Here is a 20,964-nt window from a genome sequence, read left to right on the forward strand (position 1 = left end):
CGAACATGTGACGCGGCGTGGATGTGCCACTATCGCTGCATGCCCACCCCCACCGACCTCGCGCGCCTGCGCTCCGAATTCGCCCGCGGCACAACGTCGGAACACCTCGCGGCCGAGTGGTCGCGGCTGTGCGTCGACGACCTGCGCACCGCGCTGGCCGGGCGCACCGACGCGCAGGTGTGGGTCACCGGCAGCCTCGGTCGGGGCGAGGCGCTGCCCGGATCCGACCTCGACGCCCTCGCCGTCACCGCCACCCCGGACCGCGGATTCGGTGCGCTGGATCTGCCCGGCCTCCGAGCCGACCCGAACGGCGCCACCCCGATGCGACGACGGTTGCGCCGCACCCCCGACGAATGGCGCGACGCCGTCACCCGCTGGACCGCGGACCCGCACGAGGACCGCGGCGTCGTCATGATCGGCCTGCTCGCCGACGCGCGCCCGCTCGAGGACGGTCCGGACCCCGACCTGACCGATGTGCTCACCGCCGCGTTGCGTACGCATCCGCGTTGCCTGAACGCCGTCCTGTCCGACGCGCTCGCCCACCGGCCGCACGTGCGCCCGGCACTTCCGCTGGTCCCCGCCCCGAGCGTCGACCTCAAGCAGGACCTGCTGACCCCGGTGCGCAAGATCGCCCGCTGGGTGGCGCTGGCCGGCGGGACCGGCGGGCACACCACCGGGGAGCGTCTGGACGGCGCGCGGCCCGGCGACTTGCTCGAGCCCGACGAGATCACCGACCTGCGCCGCTGCCACCACGAGATCCTCGACATCGTCACCCGGCGGGCCCTCGACGGCAGCGGAGGCGACGGACCTGCACCCCTGAGCGCCTTCCGGCCCGCCGAGCGCGCCACGATCCGGTGGGTGTCGCGCACCGTCGCCGGGATCCAGCGGGTGCTGGACTATCGGCTGTCCGCGTCCTCGTTCAGCCGCCCGGACCGGTCGTGAACGCCGAGGACGCCGTCGCGCAGGCGGTGCACGCCCAGGAACTCGAGGGCTGGCGGCCCGACGGCGACGCCCGCGCCGCACTCACCGCGTTCGCGACCGGGGCGCTCGGACGGGGCGGATACATCGCCGCCGCGGTCGCGGCGGCGCGCGCGCTCGATCCGAGTGAACAGCGACCCCGCCTGCTGCGCCGCTACCGCCCCTACTACGTGCGGGGAACCACGGTGCTGCGCAACGGGATCGGTCTGGCAAACCCGGTCGCACTGGCGGAGGCGGAGCATCGCGTGTGCGCGGCGCGACTCGTCGAGATCCACCTGGGGACGGTCGCGCCCGACGTCCCCCTCGTGACGTCGATCCACCAGCATCTGTTCGGCGACGTCTATCCGTGGGCGGGGCAGCAGCGCATCGTCGATCTACGCAAGGGCGACGCGAGGTTCCTGCCGGTTCCCCGGCTCGCCACCCGGATGGCGGCGCTCGAGGATGCGGTCGCCGCCGTCTGCCACACCGATTTCATCGCTGCCACGGCGGCGGTCGTCGCGGATCTCGTTGCCGTGCATCCGTTCCGAGAGGGAAATGGTCGTACCGCGACGACACTGCTCACGGTTCTGGCCCGCCGCGCCGGGCTGCCGTTCGATCTGCGCTGTGTCGACCGCACCGCGTGGATGGGCGCCTCGCGCGCGGCGATGGCCGCCGCGGACGGCAACCATCGGGTCCCGGCGGAGCCGTTCGTGCCGGTCGTCGAGCGGGTCGCCGGGGTGTGGCAGAGTGAGACATCGTGACCGGACCCGGACGACCGCGCCTCGTCGAGCGCCGACGCCCCGGCGCGTCGGGTCGCGAGGAAATCCTCGATGCCGCAGGCGAACTGTTCGTCACTCGTGGTTTCGCCGCGACGTCGACACGCGCGATCGCCGAGTCGGTGGGTATCCGGCAGGCGTCGCTCTACCACCACTTCCCCACCAAGGAATCGATCCTCGCGGCACTGCTCGATTCGACGGTCGAACCGTCGCTGCACTATGCGCGCACCCTCGCGGACCTGGGCGGCGATCCGTCCGTGCTCCTGTGGGCCCTGACCGCGGGCGACTCGTGGAATCTGCTCACGGACCGCTCGAATCTCGGCCGGCTGTACCTGATTCCGGAGGCGGACGCACCGGGACTGGCCGTGTTTCATGCCAAACGCCGCGAATTGCACGGCATCTACCGGACTCTCGCGGCGCGGGCGGTGTCGGATCCGAACGATCCGCGGTGCGGGCTGCCGGTGCGGGTCACCGAATCGGTGATCGCGATCCGCGCCGACGACCCGGCCATCACGGCTCCCGCCGACGGCCCGCTGCCGACGTCCGCTCGGCTCCTCGCCGACAGTTCCCTGCGAATCCTCGGTCTCGAACCCACCGACGCTCTCCGAGACGCCGGTACCGCGCTGGTCGTCGCCCACCGCACCCCCGCCACCGGGTGAAGGTCCCCATCACCCGGATCGACCGAATATCGGTTCCCTTCCCCCGGAACCGGGTCTGCGCCGATATCGTCGAGGTTGCCCCGGAACCACACCGCAGCATCGACCGAGGGACGCCACGATGACCATCGACTACCGATTGCCACAGCAGCGCAGCCTCAGCACTTCCCTGCCCGGTCCGCGATCGGTGGCGCTCACCGAACGGCGCCGGCGGGCGGTCGGCGCCGGGGTGGGTTCCACCGTCCCGGTGTACGTGGCCGACGCGGACGGCGGCGTGATCGTCGACGTCGACGGGAACTCCCTGATCGACCTCGGTTCCGGGATCGCGGTCACGAGCGTCGGCGCCTCCGATTCCGCTGTGGTGGAAGCAGTTCGGGAACAGGTCGGCCGGTTCACCCACACGTGTTTCATGGTCACCCCGTACGAGGGGTACATCGAGGTTGCCGAGCGGCTCACGGAGCTGACCCCCGGTGCTCACCCCAAGCGCACGGTGCTGTTCAACAGCGGCGCCGAAGCGGTCGAGAACGCGGTGAAGATCGCGCGCTGCGCGACCGGGCGGGACGCCGTCGTCGTGTTCGATCACGCCTACCACGGCCGCACGAACCTGACGATGGCGCTGACCGCGAAGAATCAGCCGTACAAGAACGGTTTCGGTCCGTTCGCACCCGAGGTGTACCGGATGCCGATGTCGTACCCCTTCCGGGAAGGACTCGGCTACGACGGCACCCCCGGCACCGGCGAGCAGGCCGCGCGCCGCACCATCACCCAAATCGAGAAGCAGATCGGCGCGGACAACGTCGCCGCGATCGTGATCGAACCGATCCAGGGCGAAGGCGGGTTCATCGTGCCCGCACCCGGTTTCCTTCCGGCGCTGGCCGACTGGGCACGCGCCAACGGCGTCGTGTTCGTGGCCGACGAGGTGCAGACCGGGTTCGCCCGCACCGGCAACTGGTTCGCGTGCGAGGACGAGGAGGTCGTACCCGACCTGATGACCCTCGCCAAGGGCATCGCCGGCGGCCTGCCGCTCGCGGCGGTCACCGGGCGCGCCGACCTGATCGACGCAGTGCACGTCGGCGGACTCGGCGGCACCTACGGTGGGAACCCGATCGCGTGCGCGGCCGCACTCGCGACGCTGGACCGGATGCGCGACCTGAATCTTCCCGGACGTGCGCGGCACATCGCCGAGGTGGCTCTGCCGCGGTTGCAGGCGCTGGCCGAGGACGTCGGCATCATCGGGGAGGTGCGCGGACGCGGGGCGATGCTCGCGATCGAGTTCGTGATGCCGGGTAGCCGCGAACCCAACCCGGTCGCGACCGCCGCAATCGCCGCCGCCGCGCTCGCCCAGGGCGTCATCCTGCTCACGTGCGGCACGTACGGCAACGTGATCCGGCTGCTGCCGCCGCTGGTGATTCCCGATGAACTGCTCGTCGACGCTCTCGGGGTGCTCGAAGAAGCGGTCCGCGGGGCCGCCCCTCAGGAAGGGGGCGCCCGATGACCCGCGCATGGACCGGGCCCGCGCACGCATCACCCGCTGGCCGACCGTCGAGGAACGCATCGTCGAGGGCATCTGCCAGGACATCCGCAAGGGCCACCTGGACCCGATGGTGAACCGGCTGGTCTCCCCCGAGACGATGGCACTGTCGATCCAGCTGCTCAACGAGTCGGGTCGCGCGGTCGAATTGACCCACGAGCTGTGGGGACCGGTCCTGGCCGACGAGCAGGCCGCGGGGAACATCCGCGCCGACCTGGACCTGCGGCTGCTGTCCGAGTGGATCGCCGAACTCGAGATCATGTACATCAGCCAATACGGCACCGACGACAACGCCCCCGACCGGGTCAGGACGAAGCTGCGCGCCTTCGTCGTTCCGGCACTGCTCCCCCGGTGAGCCTCATCCCCGCAACCGTCGACACCCGGCCCCGGAACGTGGTTCCCGCCACCCGGATTCAGCGGCGGGGGCGATCAGGAGTCGCGCTGGTGGCGGGGTTTCCACACGACGAGGGCGTTGCTGCGCGGGATCGGGACGAGGTCGCGGCGGGCGCTGCGCAGCTTGGTGACCTCGGCGGACAGTTCCGCGACGCGATGCTGCAGTGCCTCGACCTGATTGGTCAGTTCGATGACACGCTTGATACCGGCCAGGTTCACGCCCTCGTCCTGCGACAGACGCTGGACCTCGCGCAGCAGTTCGACGTCGCGCGGCGAGTACCGGCGACCGCCGCCGCTGGTGCGGTGCGGGGTGACCAGGCCCAGCCGGTCGTAGTTGCGCAGTGTCTGGGCGTGCATCCCGGCCAGTTCCGCCGCCACGGAGATCACGTAGACGCGCGCGTCCGGGTCGCCGGACTGGTCACGCGACTGCCTCGGTTCCGGCATCATGCACCTGCCCATCCCTCACGCGGATCGAAGCCGCTGGTCTGTTCGGCATGCAGGAAGATGCGCAGGGCGTCGACGGCCTGGTCGTCGAGGTGCTGCGGGATCGCGACCTTCACCGTGACCAGCAGGTCGCCGCTGCCGCCGCCGCGCTTGGGCACACCGCGGCCGCGCACGCGCAGCACCCGGCCGTCGGCGGTGCCGGCGGGGATCTTCAGGCCCACACGACCGTCGAGGGTCGGGACCGACACGGTGGCCCCGAGGACGAGTTCGCCGTAGCTGACCGGCAACACGAGGGTCAGGTCGTCGCCGTCGCGGCCGAACACCTTGTCGGGGCGCACGTGCACGGTGACGAACAGGTCGCCGGACGGGGCGCCGCGCAATCCCGCCTCACCCTGCCCGGCGAGACGGACCTTGGAACCGTCCTTGATGCCCGCGGGGACGCGGACCGTGATGGTGCGGGTCCGGTTCTGGATACCGGTGCCCCGGCAGTCCCCGCACGGGTTGTCGATGATCGATCCGGTGCCGCGGCAGTCGTCGCACGGTTCCGAGAAGCCGAACGCGCCCTGGTTACGGGAAACGATGCCGCTGCCGTTGCAGTACGGGCACACCCGCGGACTGGTGCCCGGCTCCGCTCCGCTGCCGTGGCAGCTGGTGCACGGCGCGGGGCTGGTCAGCCGCAACGGCACGGTCACGCCCTGCACCGCGTCGCGGAAGTCGAGGGTTGTCTCGGTTTCGACGTCGCTGCCGCGGCGCGGGCGGGTGCGAGCCGTGCCGCCGGCGCCACCGCGGTTGAACAGGCCACCCAGCAGGTCACCGAGACCAGCGTCGGAGGCGCCGCCGCCGAACAGGTCGCCGATGTCGAAGTTGGTGCTGGTGAATCCGCCACCGGCGCCGGGGTGGAAGCCGCCGCCACCGAATCCGCCGGATGCGAACAGCCGACGCGTCTCGTCGTACTCCTTGCGCTTGGCCGGATCCGACAGAATCGCGTTGGCCTCGCTGACCGCCTTGAAACGTTCCTCGGCGGCGGCGTCACCGGGGTTGGCGTCGGGATGCAGATCCCGCGCCAGCTTCCGGTACGCCTTCTTGATGTCGTCCTGCGATGCGTCGGAAGAGACGCCCAGGTCCTTGTAGAAGTCCTTCTCGATCCACTCCCGCTGGCTCACCGGGCGTCTCCTCCTCTCGCAGTACTTGACTGTTTCTTACTCGGTGCCCGACCCGTCCGGCGACGTTTGCGCCGGAGTGTCGTTCGGGTCGCCGTCGGTGACGGTCACCATCGCGTGCCGCAGCACGCGGTCGCCGAGCCGGTACCCCTTGCGGAGGACCGTCCCGAGGACGGGGTGATTGCCGTCGCCTTCCATGTGAACCGCCTCGTGCAGGTCCGGTTCGAACGGATCGCCTTCCGTGCCGAACCCCTCGAGGCCGAGGCCGGTGAGAATGCCGGTGAGCTTGTCGCTCAGGGCCTTCATCGGTCCTGCCTCGAGGTCGCCGTGGGCGCGGGCCCGATCCAGGTCGTCGACCAGGTCGAGGAACTGGCCGACCACCGACGCCTTGGCGCCTTCGATCGCAGCTACCCTCTCCCGCTCGATGCGGCGCCGGTAGTTGGCGTACTCGGCCGTGACGCGCTGCAGATCCGCGGTGCGCTCGGCGAGTTCGGCCGTCTCCGGCGACGGCTCGGCAGTCAGTGCTGCTTCGTCTCCCGCAGCGGGAGCCGCCGACTCGGTTTCCACCTCGATGACCTGCGCTTCGGCATCCGCGTCGCGCACCTCGAAGGTGTCCGGGTCGATCCGTCGCTTGTCGGTGACGGTCACCGGCTCCTGCTCGGGCCTTTCGGCACTCACTTCTTGTCCGAATCGGTCGGTTCGTCGACGACCTCGGCGTCGACGACATCGTCGGCACCTGCGGCCGCGCCGTCACCGGCGGCAGCACCCTCGGCACCCTGCGCCTCGTAGATGGCCTGGCCGAGGGCCTGCGACTCGGTCGCGAGCTTCTCGACGGCGGCCTTCACCGCGGCGATGTCCGAGCCGGCGAGAGCGTCGTTGGCTTCCTTGACGGCAGCCTCGACCTTCGTCTTGACGTCGGCGGGCACCTTGTCCTCGTTGTCCTTGATGAACTTCTCGGTCTGGTGCACGAGCGACTCGGCCTGGTTGCGAACCTCGGCCTCCTCGCGACGCTTCTTGTCCTCCTCGGCGTGCGCCTCGGCGTCCTTGACCATCCGGTCGATCTCTTCCTTGGAGAGGCCGGAGCCTTCCTGGATCTTGATCGTGTTCTCCTTGCCGGTGCCCTTGTCGCGGGCGGTGACGTGCACGATGCCGTTGGCGTCGATGTCGAAGGTCACCTCGATCTGCGGGACACCGCGCGGAGCCGGGGCGATGCCACCGAGCTCGAACGAGCCGAGCAGCTTGTTGTGCGCGGCGATCTCGCGTTCACCCTGGAAGACCTGGATCTGCACGGACGGCTGGTTGTCGTCCGCCGTGGTGAAGGTCTCGGACCGCTTGGTCGGGATGGTGGTGTTGCGCTCGATGAGCTTGGTCATCACGCCGCCCTTGGTCTCGATGCCGAGGGACAACGGGGTGACGTCGAGGAGCAGCACGTCCTTGACCTCGCCCTTGAGGACACCGGCCTGCAGGGCGGCGCCGACGGCGACGACCTCGTCCGGGTTCACGCCCTTGTTGGGCTCGCGGCCACCGGTCAGCTCGCGTACCAGATCGGTGACGGCGGGCATACGGGTCGAGCCGCCGACGAGGACGACGTGGTCGATGTCGCCGACCGCGATGCCGGCGTCCTTGATGACCTGCTGGAACGGGGCGCGGGTGCGTTCGAGGAGATCGCTGGTGATCTTCTGGAACTCGGCGCGCGTCAGCTGCTCGTCGAGGAACAGCGGGTTCTTCTCCGCGTCGACCGTGATGTAGGGCAGGTTGATGGAGGTGCTCTGCGAGCTGGACAGCTCGATCTTCGCCTTCTCCGCAGCCTCGCGCAGACGCTGCAGGGCCATCTTGTCCTTGGTCAGGTCGATGCCGTTCTGCGCCTTGAACTTGTCGACGAGCCAGCTCACGACACGCTCGTCCCAGTCGTCGCCACCGAGGTGGTTGTCGCCGGAGGTCGCGCGGACCTCGACGACACCGTCGCCGATCTCGAGCAGGGACACGTCGAACGTGCCACCACCGAGGTCGAAGACGAGGATGGTCTGTTCCTTCTCGCCCTTGTCGAGGCCGTATGCGAGGGCCGCGGCGGTGGGCTCGTTGACGATGCGCAGGACGTTGAGACCGGCGATGGTGCCGGCTTCCTTGGTGGCCTGACGCTGAGCGTCGTTGAAGTATGCGGGGACGGTGATGACGGCGTCGGTGATGTCCTCACCGAGGTACGCCTCGGCGTCGCGCTTGAGCTTCATCAGCGTGCGGGCGCTGATCTCCTGCGACGTGTACTTCTTGTCGTCGATCGCCACGGTCCAGTCGGTGCCGATGTGGCGCTTGACCGAACGGATGGTGCGGTCGACGTTCGTGACCGCCTGGTTCTTGGCGGGCTGCCCCACCAGAACTTCGCCGTTCTTCGCGAAAGCGACGATCGACGGGGTGGTGCGGGAACCCTCGGAATTGGCGACCACCACGGGCTCGCCGCCTTCCAGAACGGAAACGACCGAGTTGGTGGTTCCGAGGTCGATGCCGACCGCACGAGCCATAATTCTCCTCCAATTTTCTCGCCGCGGTACGTCGTTGCACCGCGGACCTGCATGCCCGAACCCTGAGCCTGTTCGACTCAGGTGAGCGAAGTCCACTCAAGCTTGCACCCCGACGGAATCCGTCGTCAAGTCCAAGTTGAGCTTATCACGCTCAAGTTTGTCGATTGGTCCAACTGCAACCCTTGGGACTTTGTTCCGAAAGGTGATGCAGATCACTTCCACGCTCGCCGTCTCCACCGTCGGCGGCTCCGGCCGACGGGGTCCCGGGTCGGGTTGTCCACAGGTAGCCGATCGATCCACAGATTCGGGCCGATCGCCGCCGGACCGCCCCGAAAGCACCGGAAGCACAGCCACGCTGACGGCATGACCGATCCGACACCGATCTTCCGATCCGACCTGCTCGCTTCCGGCATCACCGCCGACGAACTGCGGCAGGCATTGCGCAGCGGTGCACTCGCTCCGGTCGCGCCCGGTGCGTACCTGCGGCGAGCCGACGCCGACGGGCTCGACGACGTCGCCCGGCACCGTGTCCGCGCGCGGTGCGTGCAGCACGCGCTCGGTGGCGACGCCGTGCTCAGCCACGTCACCGCCGCCCTGTTCCACGGCGCCGACCTGTGGGAACCCCCGCCTGTCGCGCATTCACGTCACCCGCGACCGGAGGTCCGGCGGTCGCCGCACCGACCACCTCCACGTCCACACGGCACCGCTCGCGCGCGACGAGATCTTCGTCGCCGGCGCGGCGGCGGTCACCGCGCCCGCGCGCACGATCGTCGACCTCGCCCGGTCGCTGACCGTCGACGAGGCGGTGATCGCCGGGGATTCGCTGCTGCGGATCCATCCGTCCGCGCTCATGGGATCCCGGGCGCGCTCGACGCCGCCGCCCAGCGCTGCGGTGTCGCGTCGGCGCGCCGCGTCGTCGCACTTCTCGACGGGCGCAGCGAGAGCCCCGGCGAATCGCTCGGCCGGCTCCGGCTCCGGTCGGCCGGGATCCCCGAGCCGAACCTGCAACGCGAGTTGTTCACTCCCGACGGCACGTTCGTCGCGCGGGTCGACTTCTTCCGGGAGGAACTCGGGGTCGTCGGCGAGTTCGACGGCATGGGCAAGTACGGAGCGGGCGATCCCGCGTCGACGGCGGAATCCGTCCGCCGGGAAAAGCTGCGGGAGGACGCGATCCACGACCTCGGGTTCGAGGTCGTGCGGTGGACGTGGCCCGAGCTGTTCCGCTTCGACGTCGTCGCGGATCGCTTCGCGCGGGCCGTCGAACGCGCCCGCCACCCACACCCACCGACGGCGAAGACACCCGCGCGGCGCACGCCACGCGCCGCTATCCATCCCGTGCGCGGCTGACTCAGACGCCGGCGAGCACACCTTCCGCGCTGCGAACCGCCACCGCCGCCGCTCTCGCCGTGAACGGGTCCAGCAACGGATGCTCGGCTCGCGCGCGCCACGCGCGGACCGCCGCGACACCCGCGGCACGGACCTGCGGCGTGGGCGCGTCGTCGGGCAGCCCGAGCCGTTGCCGGGCCCCGATGCCGAAACCACCGACGAGGCGTTGCAGCTCGAACAGCTCCGCGTCCCCGAGCGAGACCGGACGCGAACGCAACCGGCCGAGCAGGCGCAGTTCCACGAACCCGTGACCGTCGGCGAGTTCCCGTTGTACCGACGCCAGCAGGTGCCGGTCGCCGCACGCCCGCAGCACCCGCCCGAGCGACAGCAACGCCGAATGGGTCTTGAGCTGGTCGGCGCGCTGGCCGAACTGGACGTCGATCACGTTCCGCAGCTCGTCGAGTCCGCTGCGCGCGAGCAGTTCCGCGGCGAGGGTCGGGGAGTCGCGTACGCCGAGCTGCACGAGCGCGACGGCCATTCGGATGCCGAAGAGCCCGAAGCGGTCCGCGAGCTGCGCGCGCAGCGCGGGGTCGACGGGCAGCGGCATGTCCGGCCGCGAGAAACGGTCCACGGACAGCATCGCCACCTGCAGGTCCGCGGCCGGTACCGCGGCAAGCGCCTCGAACGCGGCGAACTCGCGTTCGCGGAGGGTACGCGCGCCGAGCGCGAGCAGGCCCGCGACCGGAACGACGGCCTGACACAGCCCGGTGCGTTCGAGTTCACCGGCGAAGCGGGACGCGACGTCCTTCGCCGACATCATCGCGTCGGCGCGTCCGGCACCGATCTCGTCGGCCCGGGAGACGACGCCGATCACGCCGAGCGGTCCGGACTCGCCCCCGACGTGCCGGCCGATGCGGTCGAGGAACTGCACGTCGGCCGCGCCGAGCGTCCTCATCAGATACACGACGGCGTCGGCGCCGGACGCGGCGTCGTCCGGCGTGAGGAGGTCCAGCGTGCGGGCCGAGACATCCTGCGAGAGCGACGATGTGCCCGGGGTGTCGATGATCGTGGTCTGCTGCAGTGCCCGCGCCGGCCATTCGACGTCGATGCCGTCGATGCGGTCGGCGGTCAGATCTCCCAGGTCGAATGTGAGCCGGCCGTCCCGGCGCTGGAGTGGCACCGGCAGCATGCGATCCCCGTCGTAGCGGGCGGTGACCGCAGGGGTCGCCCCGTTGCGGTACCAGGTGACGACGCGGGTGCACTCGGTCGCGTCGGTGGGGGCGATGTCCTGGCCGACCAGGGCGTTGAGCAGTGTGGATTTTCCGGCTTTGAGGGAGCCCGCCAACGCCACCCGCAGCGGCTGCGCCAGCCGCGCTTCGCATTCCGCGAGCTGCGCGGCGACCCGCGGGTCGCGGCCGTAGGCCCCCCGGGCCTCGGCGATCAACTGCCCGGCTCCGCCCGGTACTGCACTCATGCTTGCGCTCCCGCCAGTTCCCGTGCCCGATCCCTCAGGGCGACAAGTATTTTCAAGTTCTCCTCGAGCTCGGCGGTGCGCCGCTGCCGCTGCTGCTGTTCCAGCGTCGCAGCCTCCTGCGCAGCCCGCAGCGACTCCGAGACGGAACGCAGCGTCTGGTCCGCGAGTTCGGTGAAGTGGTCGCGCAGCTGACGCTGGATCGACCGCAGCCGATCCTTCGATTCCTTACCGACCTGGAAGCCGACGTCGTCGGTGAACCGCCGGATCGCGGCCTTCGCTTCGAGACGTCGCTTCGCGACCCGGGCCTGCTTGTCGTCGCGATATGCCTTGGTGCCCAGCACGACACCGGCGCCGATCGAGACCGGGTTGATCAGTGCCATGCCCATGAAGGTGGTGACGAGACCGAACATGAGGACACCGCCGTACGAGCCCTTCATCCCGACCAGCATCTTCTGGCCCGCGCCGATCCGGCCGGGGTCGAGATTCGCGAGGGGATCGACCGGTTCGAACAGCGAGTCGAGGTCGGCCAGATGCAGATGCGGCAACCGGGTCGACCCGTCCGCGACGAACAGGTCGGCGACGGTCGCGGCGAGCGCGGTGGACCGTTCGTGCGCCCACACGAAGTTGTCCCCGACCGATTCCGCGACCTGTTCGGCGAGCCATTGACCGAGCCGAGGCCACTGCGTCCCCGGATCGCATTCGTCGACCGCGGCCTCGGCGTCGCGGGTGACGTGCCGCAGCCTGTCCCGCAGGTCGTGGTCGATGTCGGCGGCCAGATCGGTGATGCCGTCGGCGAGGGTCTGCTGCCAGCGGGCCGCGCGGGCACGCAGCGCCTCGGCCGCGGTTTTCGCGCGGACCAGGTCCTCGACGGCGGCTGCCCCGGCATCCGGGTCGCGCAGTGCCGCAAGCTCACCGGCGACCCCCAGCGCGACGTGTTCGACGACGACCGCGACCTCGTGCGCGACCGCGCGCCGGTCGTCGTCGGCAGCGCGGACGACGACCCGGTCGCGCAGGTGGTCGTAGACGGCCGCGAAGCCCGACTCCCGGTGCAGCGACTCGTCGTCGAGTCGAAGCGCATGCTCGCGCAGCAGCGACGACACCGGCAGCAGCGGAACGTCGAGGTCGGCGCGCTGCAGGTGGGAACGGTCGGCGTCGACGATCGCCCGCCAGTGCGGATACAGGTCGGTCTTGGTGACGAGCACCGCGACCGCGGGGCACAGCGTCCGGACCTGCCGCAGAAAACTCAGCTCCGGCGCGGTGAATTCCTGGCTCGCATCGGAGACGACGAACACGGCGTCGGCGGACGACAGCAGCGTGAGCGTCGCCGACGTGTGCGGATTCGTGTGCCCGCCGACGCCGGGGGTGTCGATGAAGACGAGTCCGTCGGCGAGCAGCGGGCTCGGCACGTTCACCTCGAGCCGCCGGATCTCGCGACCGCCCGCGTGGACGCTGCCCGGGCCGGCATCGCGCAGTTCGCCGAGCGGAATCGGTACGCGCTGTGGCTCGGCGCCGGCGTCGGCGACCACCAGTTCGGCAGATGCCTCGGCCGCGTGTTGCACGAGGGTCGGGACCGCGGTCGTCTCGTCGTCGCCCACCGAACACACGTCGAACCCGAGCAGGGAGTTCACGAAACGGCTCTTGCCCTGGCCCAGCGACCCCACGACGACGACGCGCAGCCGCGGGTCGACCACCCGGGTGCGGGTCGCGGCGAGCCTGGCGGCAAGGTCGCCGCGACCGGCGGCACGAGTGTGTTCGGTGGCCTCGTCGACGAGTTCGGCAAGCGCGGCGCGGCGTGGTGCGGGGTCGACCGGTGTGTTCTGCATGATGCTGCGACGGCTCGCCTTCTGTCGTGGACTGTGGAGATTACGACGATCCGGATCAGTTCAGGAAGTCGTCGACGTCGGTGAGACCGGAGACGTCGCTGATTCCGGAGACGTCGGTGGCGCCGGGACCGACCTGGCTCGATCCGCCGACGAACAGCCCGTTGCCTCCGAGCGAGGAGTCGAACAGGCCGCCGGTGCCCGCGGCGTCGCCGAACACGTCGCCGGCGTCGAGCGACGACCACGCGTTCGATGCTCCCTGCACACCACCGGACAGGGCGGCCCCGAGATCCGCGGCGCCCTGCAGGCCCGCGCCCAGGTCGGCGCCGAGACCGGCGCCGAGGTCCGCTGCCCCACCGACGGCACCCGAGACTCCCGCCCCGAGATCCGCCGCACCGGTCGCCGCGCCGTCCACGGCACCGGACACTCCACCGGCCAGGCCGGCCGCGGCGTCGGCCGCACCGTGCACGGCACCGTCGACCGTGCCGGACAGGTCACCGGTGAGCTGCCCACCGAGCTCCGCCGCGGTACCGACCGCAACCTGGCTGTCGGCGACGAGGCCGCCCGTCAGGTCGGCACCGGCCTCCAGGCCACCGCCGAGGGTGGTGGAGAGCTGCGTACCGAGGTCTGTGGCCACGTCGGCACCGACCGACACCCCTGTCGCGAGGTCGAGGCCCAGCCCGGCCCCGGCATCGCCGCCGGCCTGCAACAGCGAGTCGCCGGCCTGCAACAGCGAGTCCACCGTGGCGGACACGTCGGCACCGGCATCCACACCGGCGGACAGGTCGGCGCCGAGTTCGAGAGAACCGAGCTCGAGAGCAGAACCGACGGCACCGCCGAGCGAGCCGCCGAGTTCCGCTCCGGCGCCGAGCGCGCCTGCCAGCGAGGTGCCGACCGCGACACCGAGGTCCGCGCCGCCGCCCACCGCGGCGTCGACCGCGGTGGCGAAGTCGCCGCCCGCGGACAGAGCCGTGTCGAGCAGGCCTCCGAGGGCGAGGCCCACCTGGCCGCCGAGATCGCCCCCGGCTCCGAAGACCGCCCCGAGGGTGGTGCCGAGGTTCGCCCCGAGATCCGCACCGACACCGGCTGTCACCCCGCCGGCCGCACCGAGGGCGGCGTCGAGCGCAGCGCTCAGGTCGGCGGCGGCGCCCAGGTCGAGACCGAGACCGCCGGCGAGCGCACCCGAGACCGCCGCGCCGAGGTCGGCGCCGGAATCGATGGCTCCGCCGAGGTCGAGCGTGGCGTCGAGGACGGATCCGACGGCATCGCCCAGGGCGACGCCGACCTGCCCGCCCACCTGCAGCACAGCTCCGAGGGTGGCGGCCAGATCGCTCGCCGCACCGAGGTCGAGACCGGTGCCGATGTCCAGGCCCCCGTCCGCCTCGGCTCCGGCCTCCACGCCGAGACCGCCACCGAGACCCAGACCTCCGCCGAGACCCAGACCACCACCGAGACCGGCACCGGCGCCCAGACCGAGCCCGGCAGCGGCTCCCAGTCCGGCACCGCCCACGAGACCGGCACCACCGACGAGACCGGCAGCGGCACCTCCCGCGAGCGTGCCTGCCCCGGTCAGGGCGGCGGTCAGGTCGGCGGCGGACCCCGCGAACAGGCCGGTGTCGGCGACCAGCGGTGCGACCGCGACGATGTCGGCGTGGCACACGTCGGCCAGTCCGGCTTCCGCGAGCACCGCGTCGGGGTTCTCGCAGTAGCGGGCCAGGGCGTCCTGGTCGCGGAACAGGGCGAGGATGAAGTCGAGCACAGCGTTGGACATCGCAATCTCCTTGAGCATTCGGGAACTGCCTTCGACGCTAGGAACCCCCGACCCCCGCAACCAAGGGGGTCGGCACCCCCATCTGGCCGCTTCGGCGCATTAGGGGATCGACCCGCGATAGGGACTCGGCCCCGTCCCGCGGGCGGCGCGGCTAACGGAAGACCCCCACAAAGCGACATATCCGGTCGACACGGCGGAGCCGTCCCGCCACGAACCTCGTAGGAGCGACCGATGACAGCAGGACTGGGCATCACGATCGGATCGGCGAACGCGGTGGCCGCTGCCACCACGCTCGAACGACCCGACGATCCCACGGTCCTGCGGCGTCCCACCATCGTGCGCCTGCACGACGACGGCACCGCCGAACTGGGCGAGGGCATCGGTCCGCGGGTCTTCACCGGGTTCGGGAGCCGAGTCGGAGACCCGGTCGGCATCCTGTCCGACGACGGCACCTCCTGTTCCGGCGAGGACCTCACCGCGACCGCGGTGTCCTGCCTGCTGCACGCGTCTCCGCCGCACGGGGCGGTGACGGTGACGTACCCCGCTGCGTGGCCCGAGCACACCGTCGACGCACTGCGCGGAGCGCTCGTCCGCACCGGGCTGCACCGGCCGATGCTGATGCCGGAACCGGTGGCGGCGATGCACTGGCTCGACTCGGCACACGGCCCGCTGGGCGACGGCGTCGTGGTGGTCTACGACCTGGGTGCGCGCACCCTCGACGTCGCGGTGCTCCGGACCGGCGCCGAGCCCGCGTTGCTGGGCCGCCCCCTGTCGACCGACGAGGTGAGCGGCGACGTGCTCGATCACCTCGTGACCACGCATGTGCTCGGCGCCGTCGGCGACGCGACCGCCGGCCTCGACCTGTTCGACCCGCACACCGTGGACGCGCTGGCCGAGCTGCGGGCCCGGTGCCGCGCGGCGAAGGAGGAGCTGTCGGCGGACACCGACGTCGTCGTCGCGGTCGATCTGCCGGGTGTCCGGCGCGACGTGCGGCTGGTGCGCGACGAGGTCGAGGAGCTCGTGCGGGGTCCGGTGCGGGACTCGCTGCCGCTGATCTCCGAGGCGCTGCGCATCGCCGACGTCGATCCGTCCGATGTGAGCCGCGTCCTGCTCGTCGGCGGCGGGTCCTCGATTCCTCTTGTCGCCGAAACTATTTCGTTCGAACTCGGCTTGCCGGTCACGGCATCGCCGCAGCCCGCCGACACCGTGGCGGCGGGCGCGGCGCTCGCCGCGGCCTACACGCTCGCGACCCCGGTCGCCGCACCCGATCCGATCCCGGCCGTGGACGAAGCGATCACCACGGAACTGCCGGTGATGACCCCGGCAGCCGCCGCGTTCACCCGCCCGGCGCTCGCAGCGGCCGAGCCCGTCGAATCATCGAAGCCCGGCGAACCGCTGAAGTCCAGGGCCCGCAGGTTCGCGCTGATCGGCGCGGCCGCCGCCGCCATCGTGATCGTCACAGGCGGTGGACTCGCGGTCGGCACGCTGACGACGAGCGCCGGTGAGGTCGGTGTCGAATCCGCTCCCTCGACCGAGGTCGCGACCGGCGCGCCGACCACGACCGGCGAGCCGACCGTCGCGCAGGGGACCGCACCCGGGGGCGGAACCTCCGCCGCCGCGACCGCGTCGACCGCCGCATCGCCCGGCTCGGTCGTCCCGGTCGGGTCCGGCGCCGCGACCCCGGCCGCACCCGGGGCTCCCGGGGCTCCCGGAACACCCGCAGCCACGGCCACCGGTGGACCGGCGCCGGAGCAGCCTGCCACGCAGCAGCCCCCGTCGCCGACCGCCCCGGCACCCACGACGACCCAGCCGCCCGCCGCGCCGCAACAGCCGAGCGGCGGCGGTGTGGGCGAGGCCGCCGAAGGGATCGGTAACGGCGTCGGCGGCGCGGTCGAGGGCGTCGGCAACGGCGTCGGCGGGGTGGTCGAGGGCGTCGGCAACGGCCTCGGCGGGGTCGTCGAAGGCACCGGCAACGCGGTCGGCGGCCTGCTCGGCGGCGGAAACTGACGGCCGGATGAGTTCGCCCGCACTCCCCCGCGCCGTCGCACAGGCGCTGACCGCCGACCCGCCGCGACTGCTGGTCGTCGGCGGCGCGTACACCGGAAAGTCGCAGCTGCTCAACGAGATCCGACGATCGCTTCCGCGCGCCGGCGAGGGTGTCCTGGTCGTCGACGACGCACACCGCCTGCCCGCGGCGGAGCTTCGGAACCTGACCGATCGGATGACCCGGGGGGACCTGGGCATCGTCGTTGCGACAGAACCGCGACCGCACCGCCCGGAGGTGCAGCACCTGATGACGACGGGTGCCGCGCACGCGTGCCTCGTGACGCTGCGATCGTCGACCCCGGCCGACGCGATGTCGCGGGCGGCGGCGTTCGGGGTGTCCGATCCGAAGATCGTGCGTGCGGTGCTGTCCTTCACGGGCGGCACCCGCGACCTCGTGGACGCGGGACTGACCGCGCTGCGGGAGGGCGCGGATCCGCGACGCGCAGCCGTCGACCGGGTGCGGGCCCGGCTCGCCGGCGATCCCGGCCTGGCCGGCGTCCTGGCGCTCGTCGAGCTGGGCGGCGCCGCCGATCCGGCCGAACTCGCCGCCGTGCTCGGCATGGACGCCGATCTCGCCCACGACCTGGCCGACGCAGCGCACGCGAGCGGACTGCTCTGCGCCGGAGGGGACGAGCTCGTGCCTGCCGCAGCCGGTGTCCCCGCTGCGGCGCTCGGCCCGCACGGATTCCGGACCGTCGCCCGGGGACTGCTGTCGTGCCGCATCGACCGCGCCCTGCTCACCGTCCCGGTCGCGTCGCGCCTCGCGGCGGCCGGGATCACCGACGAGCGGCTCGCCGACTATCTTGTCGCCCAGGCAGATTCGTCGAACCCGGCGGAGGCGTCCAGCCTGTATACCGCGGCGGTGCACGCCGGGGCCGACGCGGCGGACCTGGCGCTGCGCCGCGCCGAAGCGGCCGCCGCGATCGGCGACCGGCATACCGCCGCGACCCTGACCGACGAGATTCTCGAACGCGCCGGCTCGCTCACCCCGGCGGATCTGGCCACCGCGGTGCGGATCGCGGCGACCGTCGCGGCCGGGGACGGCATGCTCGGCCGCAGCGCGGACCTGTACGAGTGGCTCGGGCCGGACCGGGCCGGGGCCGACGCGGCGATCGGCGCGACGGTGCTGCTCGCCGCCGGCCGCCCCGAGGCCGCGACGCGGATGCTCGAGGCCACCACCTCGATCGTTCCCACCTCGTCGGCGGCCGCCACCCGGCTGCTCGCCGAGGGCATGCGCGAATCGGTGGGCGGTGACGGGCGCGTCGCGATGAACGCGCTCACCCGCGCGCTGTCGATGCGCGGGACGGCGGCGCGCGCACCCGTGCAGCCGGACACCGTCGAGGCGATCACGGCGCTGCTGTGCCTGCACTCCGGGGAACTGACGCACGCGACGACCGTGCTCGCCCGGCACACCACGCTCACGGTCCGGCACGAGCTGCTGGCGGCGTGGGCGGCGCTGCTCGGCGGCGATCTGCCCGCGGCGACCGCCGCGGCCGACGATCTGTCCGGCCGTGCCGCGCTCCAGCGCGACCTGCTGTTCCTGCACGGCCTGCGGGTCGGGGCTGCCCGGCGCAGCGGCGACTCCGGGCGGCTGCTCGCCGAATGGGAGGCCGCGCAGGGGGTCGTCGCGGAGTACTCCGTCGACCTGGTGAGCCTGCTCCCCCTCGGCGAGCTGTGGCTGGCCGCCGTCCGGGTCGGCGACGCACCGCGCATCTCGCATCTCGTCGGGCAGGCCCGGGATCTGCTCGCCGCGCTCGGCGAGCCGCCGCTGTGGGCCGCGGCGCTGCACTGGTACGGGGTGCAGGCCGCGATCGCGGCGGAGCGGCCGGACGAGCTGCTCCCGCACGCCCGCGCCCTGGCCGTCGCCGCCGAGTCCACCGCCTACGCCGCGGCGCTGGCACGGGCCGGGCAGGCGTGGCTGCGGCTGCTGCAGAACGACGTCGATCCCGTCCGGGTACGGGCCGCCGCGGAATCGCTCGCCGCGATCGGGCTTCCCTGGGACGGTGCCCGGCTCGCCGGGGAGGCCGCCCTGCGGGCCACCGATACCGCCGCGGCCACCGCATTGCTCCAGGTGGCGCGGGCATTGCGTCACCCGGCGGCCGCGCCCCCCGGGCTCACGACCGCATCCGCCGACACGGTGTCCCCGTCCACCGGACCGTTGTCCGATCGCGAGGCACAGGTCGCCGACCTGGTGGTTTCCGGCCTGACCTATCGCGAGGTCGGCGCACGCCTGTACATTTCCGGCAAGACCGTCGAACATCATGTCGCGAGGATCCGGCGCCGCCTCGGCGCCGGTTCCCGCTCGGAGCTGATCTCCATGCTCCGGGCGATGGGGCACGGCACGGACGATCGCACGATCTCGGGTAACAGCACGACCATGAGTGACAGCACGACCATGAGTGACAGCAGTGAGCAGAAGGGGGGAACTTCGGCATGTCCATAGGCGTCGGCCTGCGCGTGGGCACGACCGTTTCGTCGGTTGCCGTGACCTCCGCCGTGCCCGGTCAGCCGGGTCCCGCACCGATCGAACGTCGCAGTGCAGTGCACCTGCACCAGGACGGTACCGCGACCCTCGGTGAGATCGATCCGATCCTCGATCAGGGTGCCAGTTCCTTCACCAACTTCCTCGGCCACGTCGGCAACCCGACGGGCATCCGCGCCTCGGACGGATCGCTGTCCCGCGCCGAGGACCTGGTCGCGACCGCGATGGAATGTCTGCTCGCCGACGCGGCGCCGCTGATCGGCGACCGCGAGTACACCGTTGTGGCGGCCCATCCGACGGAGTGGGCGCCGGCGACCGTCGCGGTGCTGCGCAACGCCCTCGACTACGTCGGGTTGCGGCATGTATCGCTCGTGTCCGACGCCGAGGCCGCCGCGGCCTGGTTCGAATCGCAGGTGTCGCGTCAGACCGGACGTCTCGTCGCGGTCTACCACATCGACGACCTCGGTTCGACGGTCACGCTGGTCCGTGCCGGTATCGCGGCGGGCAAGCCCGTGCGGTTCGGGCTCGCCGACGCACCGCCCGTCACGACGCAGCTGTCGACGGCTCTGGCCGGCTACGGATGGCAGATGGCGAATCTCGATGCCGTCGTCGTCACCGTCGACGAGAACGTGGACACCGCCGCGGCGCAGCTCGTCGCGCAGTCCGTCAAGGCGGGACTGGGGACGAGGTGCGCGCTCGCGCCGGATCCGCACCAGACGATGGTGCGCGGCGCTGCGCTGGCCGCCGCGGCCGGTTCCGTCGAGTTCCTCGGCTCGACCCAGATCATCCCCATGACCCGCGCGAATCTGCAGCGCAAGCAGACACCGCAGGGTGACGGCACCCCGCCGCGTCTCGTCGACCCCGACGCCACGACGATGATCCCGAAGATCACGCCCCACGAGCAGCACCGCGCGATGCCCGCGACCGCGCAGGCACCGAGGGCATCGGTCGGCCAGGCGCCCGTCTCGACGGCCCGGGCGGGCGACGTGGCGACGATCATGCCGGAGGAGGAGTCCACCCGGCGGCCGTCGCCGATCCTGCTGGCCGTCTCCGCCGTCGCGGTCGTGGTGCTCGCCGTGGTGGGCGTGCTCGTGCTGACGCAGCGCGGCTCGGCCGCGGAGACCAACCCGTCGGCGGACCGGTCGGTGACCGCGACCATTCCGGAATTGCAGTCGCCGAAGCCCACGCCGACGACCACCACCACCACCGCCACCACCACGACCACGAGCGCACCGAAGACGACGACCTCGGCCGCGCCGACCACAACCTCGGCGGCCCGGTCCACGACCGAGGTGGCATCGGTGGACGATTCGACGGCCCCGGCGGAAGCGGCGGAGCTCCCCGCCACGTCGCGGCAGGCGGGTTCGGCCACCGTCACCACGACGGCGCCGCAGTCCACGACCACCCGGCCGGCACCGGGCTGGCAGACCACCGACGAGAAACCCACGCGGGAGCGGGACCGGGATCGGAGCACCACCCCGACGCCGACCCAGCAGCCGAGCGACCCCGAGGAAGTGCCGGACCCGGGTTCGGGTTCGTCGCCGGCTCGCCCCGGGGGCGCTTCGTAGCTGTACCGCTCCCGTAGGCTGTTTCCGATCGCAACCTCACACCG

Annotated in this window: 16 protein-coding genes; 9 read left to right on the plus strand and 7 right to left on the minus strand. The window is 71.8% G+C overall.

The genetic code is table 11. The features are described from left to right. The first annotated feature begins 39 nt into the window (after positions 1-39). The 5 genes from RZ1_RS21125 to RZ1_RS21145 all read left to right on the plus strand — a co-directional run bounded on the left by RZ1_RS21125 (position 40) and on the right by RZ1_RS21145 (position 4,275). On the plus strand, positions 40-942 hold the full coding sequence (locus RZ1_RS21125) for a putative nucleotidyltransferase substrate binding domain-containing protein (RefSeq protein ID WP_169918028.1): 903 nt from the start codon (positions 40-42) through the stop codon (positions 940-942). Further along, complete coding sequence (locus RZ1_RS21130) at positions 939-1,718, plus strand: Fic family protein (RefSeq protein ID WP_072814473.1); 780 nt, start codon at positions 939-941, stop codon at positions 1,716-1,718. Before RZ1_RS21125 ends, RZ1_RS21130 begins: the two co-directional genes overlap by 4 nt. Then, the gene (locus tag RZ1_RS21135; protein ID WP_307718287.1) at positions 1,715-2,392 is read left to right on the plus strand and encodes a TetR/AcrR family transcriptional regulator; all 678 of its coding nucleotides are present in this window, start codon (positions 1,715-1,717) and stop codon (positions 2,390-2,392) included. Before RZ1_RS21130 ends, RZ1_RS21135 begins: the two co-directional genes overlap by 4 nt. 118 nt (positions 2,393-2,510) lie before the next feature. Then, positions 2,511-3,884 (plus strand): 4-aminobutyrate--2-oxoglutarate transaminase, encoded by a 1,374-nt coding sequence (gene gabT / locus RZ1_RS21140; RefSeq protein ID WP_072814475.1) that lies wholly within the window; start codon positions 2,511-2,513, stop codon positions 3,882-3,884. 7 nt (positions 3,885-3,891) lie between these two features. Next, positions 3,892-4,275 carry a TetR/AcrR family transcriptional regulator gene (locus RZ1_RS21145; RefSeq protein ID WP_238072230.1) on the plus strand — a complete coding sequence of 128 codons (384 nt, stop codon included), beginning with the start codon at positions 3,892-3,894 and terminating at the stop codon, positions 4,273-4,275. A 74-nt stretch (positions 4,276-4,349) separates the two neighbouring features. Here RZ1_RS21145 and RZ1_RS21150 read toward each other — a convergent pair whose 3' ends face one another. From RZ1_RS21150 to dnaK, 4 genes are read right to left on the minus strand one after another with little or no spacing between them, the layout of a single operon-like run. Next, positions 4,350-4,757 (minus strand): heat shock protein transcriptional repressor HspR, encoded by a 408-nt coding sequence (locus RZ1_RS21150; RefSeq protein ID WP_072814476.1) that lies wholly within the window; start codon positions 4,755-4,757, stop codon positions 4,350-4,352. Beyond that, positions 4,757-5,920, minus strand: a complete 1,164-nt coding sequence (dnaJ, locus tag RZ1_RS21155; protein WP_072814477.1) for a molecular chaperone DnaJ — start codon at positions 5,918-5,920, stop codon at positions 4,757-4,759. The genes RZ1_RS21150 and dnaJ overlap by 1 nt, the downstream gene beginning before the upstream one ends. A gap of 36 nt (positions 5,921-5,956) precedes the next feature. Then, a complete protein-coding gene (grpE, locus tag RZ1_RS21160; protein WP_072814478.1) occupies positions 5,957-6,595 on the minus strand; it encodes a nucleotide exchange factor GrpE in 639 nt (212 codons plus the stop codon). Next, a complete protein-coding gene (gene dnaK / locus RZ1_RS21165; protein WP_072814479.1) occupies positions 6,592-8,433 on the minus strand; it encodes a molecular chaperone DnaK in 1,842 nt (613 codons plus the stop codon). The genes grpE and dnaK overlap by 4 nt, the downstream gene beginning before the upstream one ends. Positions 8,434-8,796: 363 nt before the next feature. On the opposite strand from dnaK, the gene RZ1_RS21170 reads away from it, so the two are divergent. Beyond that, positions 8,797-9,780, plus strand: a complete 984-nt coding sequence (locus RZ1_RS21170; protein ID WP_072814480.1) for a putative endonuclease domain-containing protein — start codon at positions 8,797-8,799, stop codon at positions 9,778-9,780. Between the two features lies 1 nt (position 9,781). On the opposite strand, the gene RZ1_RS21175 is transcribed toward RZ1_RS21170, so the two are convergent. From RZ1_RS21175 to RZ1_RS21185, 3 genes are read right to left on the minus strand one after another with little or no spacing between them, the layout of a single operon-like run. After that, entirely contained in the window at positions 9,782-11,233 is a 1,452-nt protein-coding gene (locus tag RZ1_RS21175; protein ID WP_072814481.1) for a dynamin family protein, read from the minus strand. Then, entirely contained in the window at positions 11,230-13,056 is a 1,827-nt protein-coding gene (locus RZ1_RS21180; RefSeq protein WP_072814482.1) for a dynamin family protein, read from the minus strand. The genes RZ1_RS21175 and RZ1_RS21180 overlap by 4 nt, the downstream gene beginning before the upstream one ends. Before the next feature lie 55 nt (positions 13,057-13,111). Further along, positions 13,112-14,824, minus strand: a complete 1,713-nt coding sequence (locus tag RZ1_RS21185; protein ID WP_072814503.1) for an IniB N-terminal domain-containing protein — start codon at positions 14,822-14,824, stop codon at positions 13,112-13,114. Positions 14,825-15,055: 231 nt separating this feature from the next. On the opposite strand from RZ1_RS21185, the gene RZ1_RS21190 reads away from it, so the two are divergent. Genes RZ1_RS21190 through RZ1_RS21200 form a run of 3 tightly spaced genes read left to right on the plus strand, consistent with a single transcriptional unit; the run spans position 15,056 to position 20,920 of the window. Beyond that, the gene (locus RZ1_RS21190) at positions 15,056-16,831 is read left to right on the plus strand and encodes an Hsp70 family protein (RefSeq protein WP_072814483.1); all 1,776 of its coding nucleotides are present in this window, start codon (positions 15,056-15,058) and stop codon (positions 16,829-16,831) included. 7 nt (positions 16,832-16,838) lie between these two features. Beyond that, positions 16,839-19,313, plus strand: a complete 2,475-nt coding sequence (locus RZ1_RS21195) for a LuxR C-terminal-related transcriptional regulator (RefSeq protein WP_072814484.1) — start codon at positions 16,839-16,841, stop codon at positions 19,311-19,313. Beyond that, complete coding sequence (locus RZ1_RS21200) at positions 19,304-20,920, plus strand: DUF7159 family protein (RefSeq protein ID WP_139281919.1); 1,617 nt, start codon at positions 19,304-19,306, stop codon at positions 20,918-20,920. Before RZ1_RS21195 ends, RZ1_RS21200 begins: the two co-directional genes overlap by 10 nt. The last annotated feature ends 44 nt before the right edge of the window (positions 20,921-20,964 follow it).

Origin of the sequence: Rhodococcus zopfii NBRC 100606 = JCM 9919 (assembly GCF_001895025.1) — a bacterium.
Classification (GTDB): Bacteria; Actinomycetota; Actinomycetes; order Mycobacteriales; family Mycobacteriaceae; genus Rhodococcus; species Rhodococcus zopfii.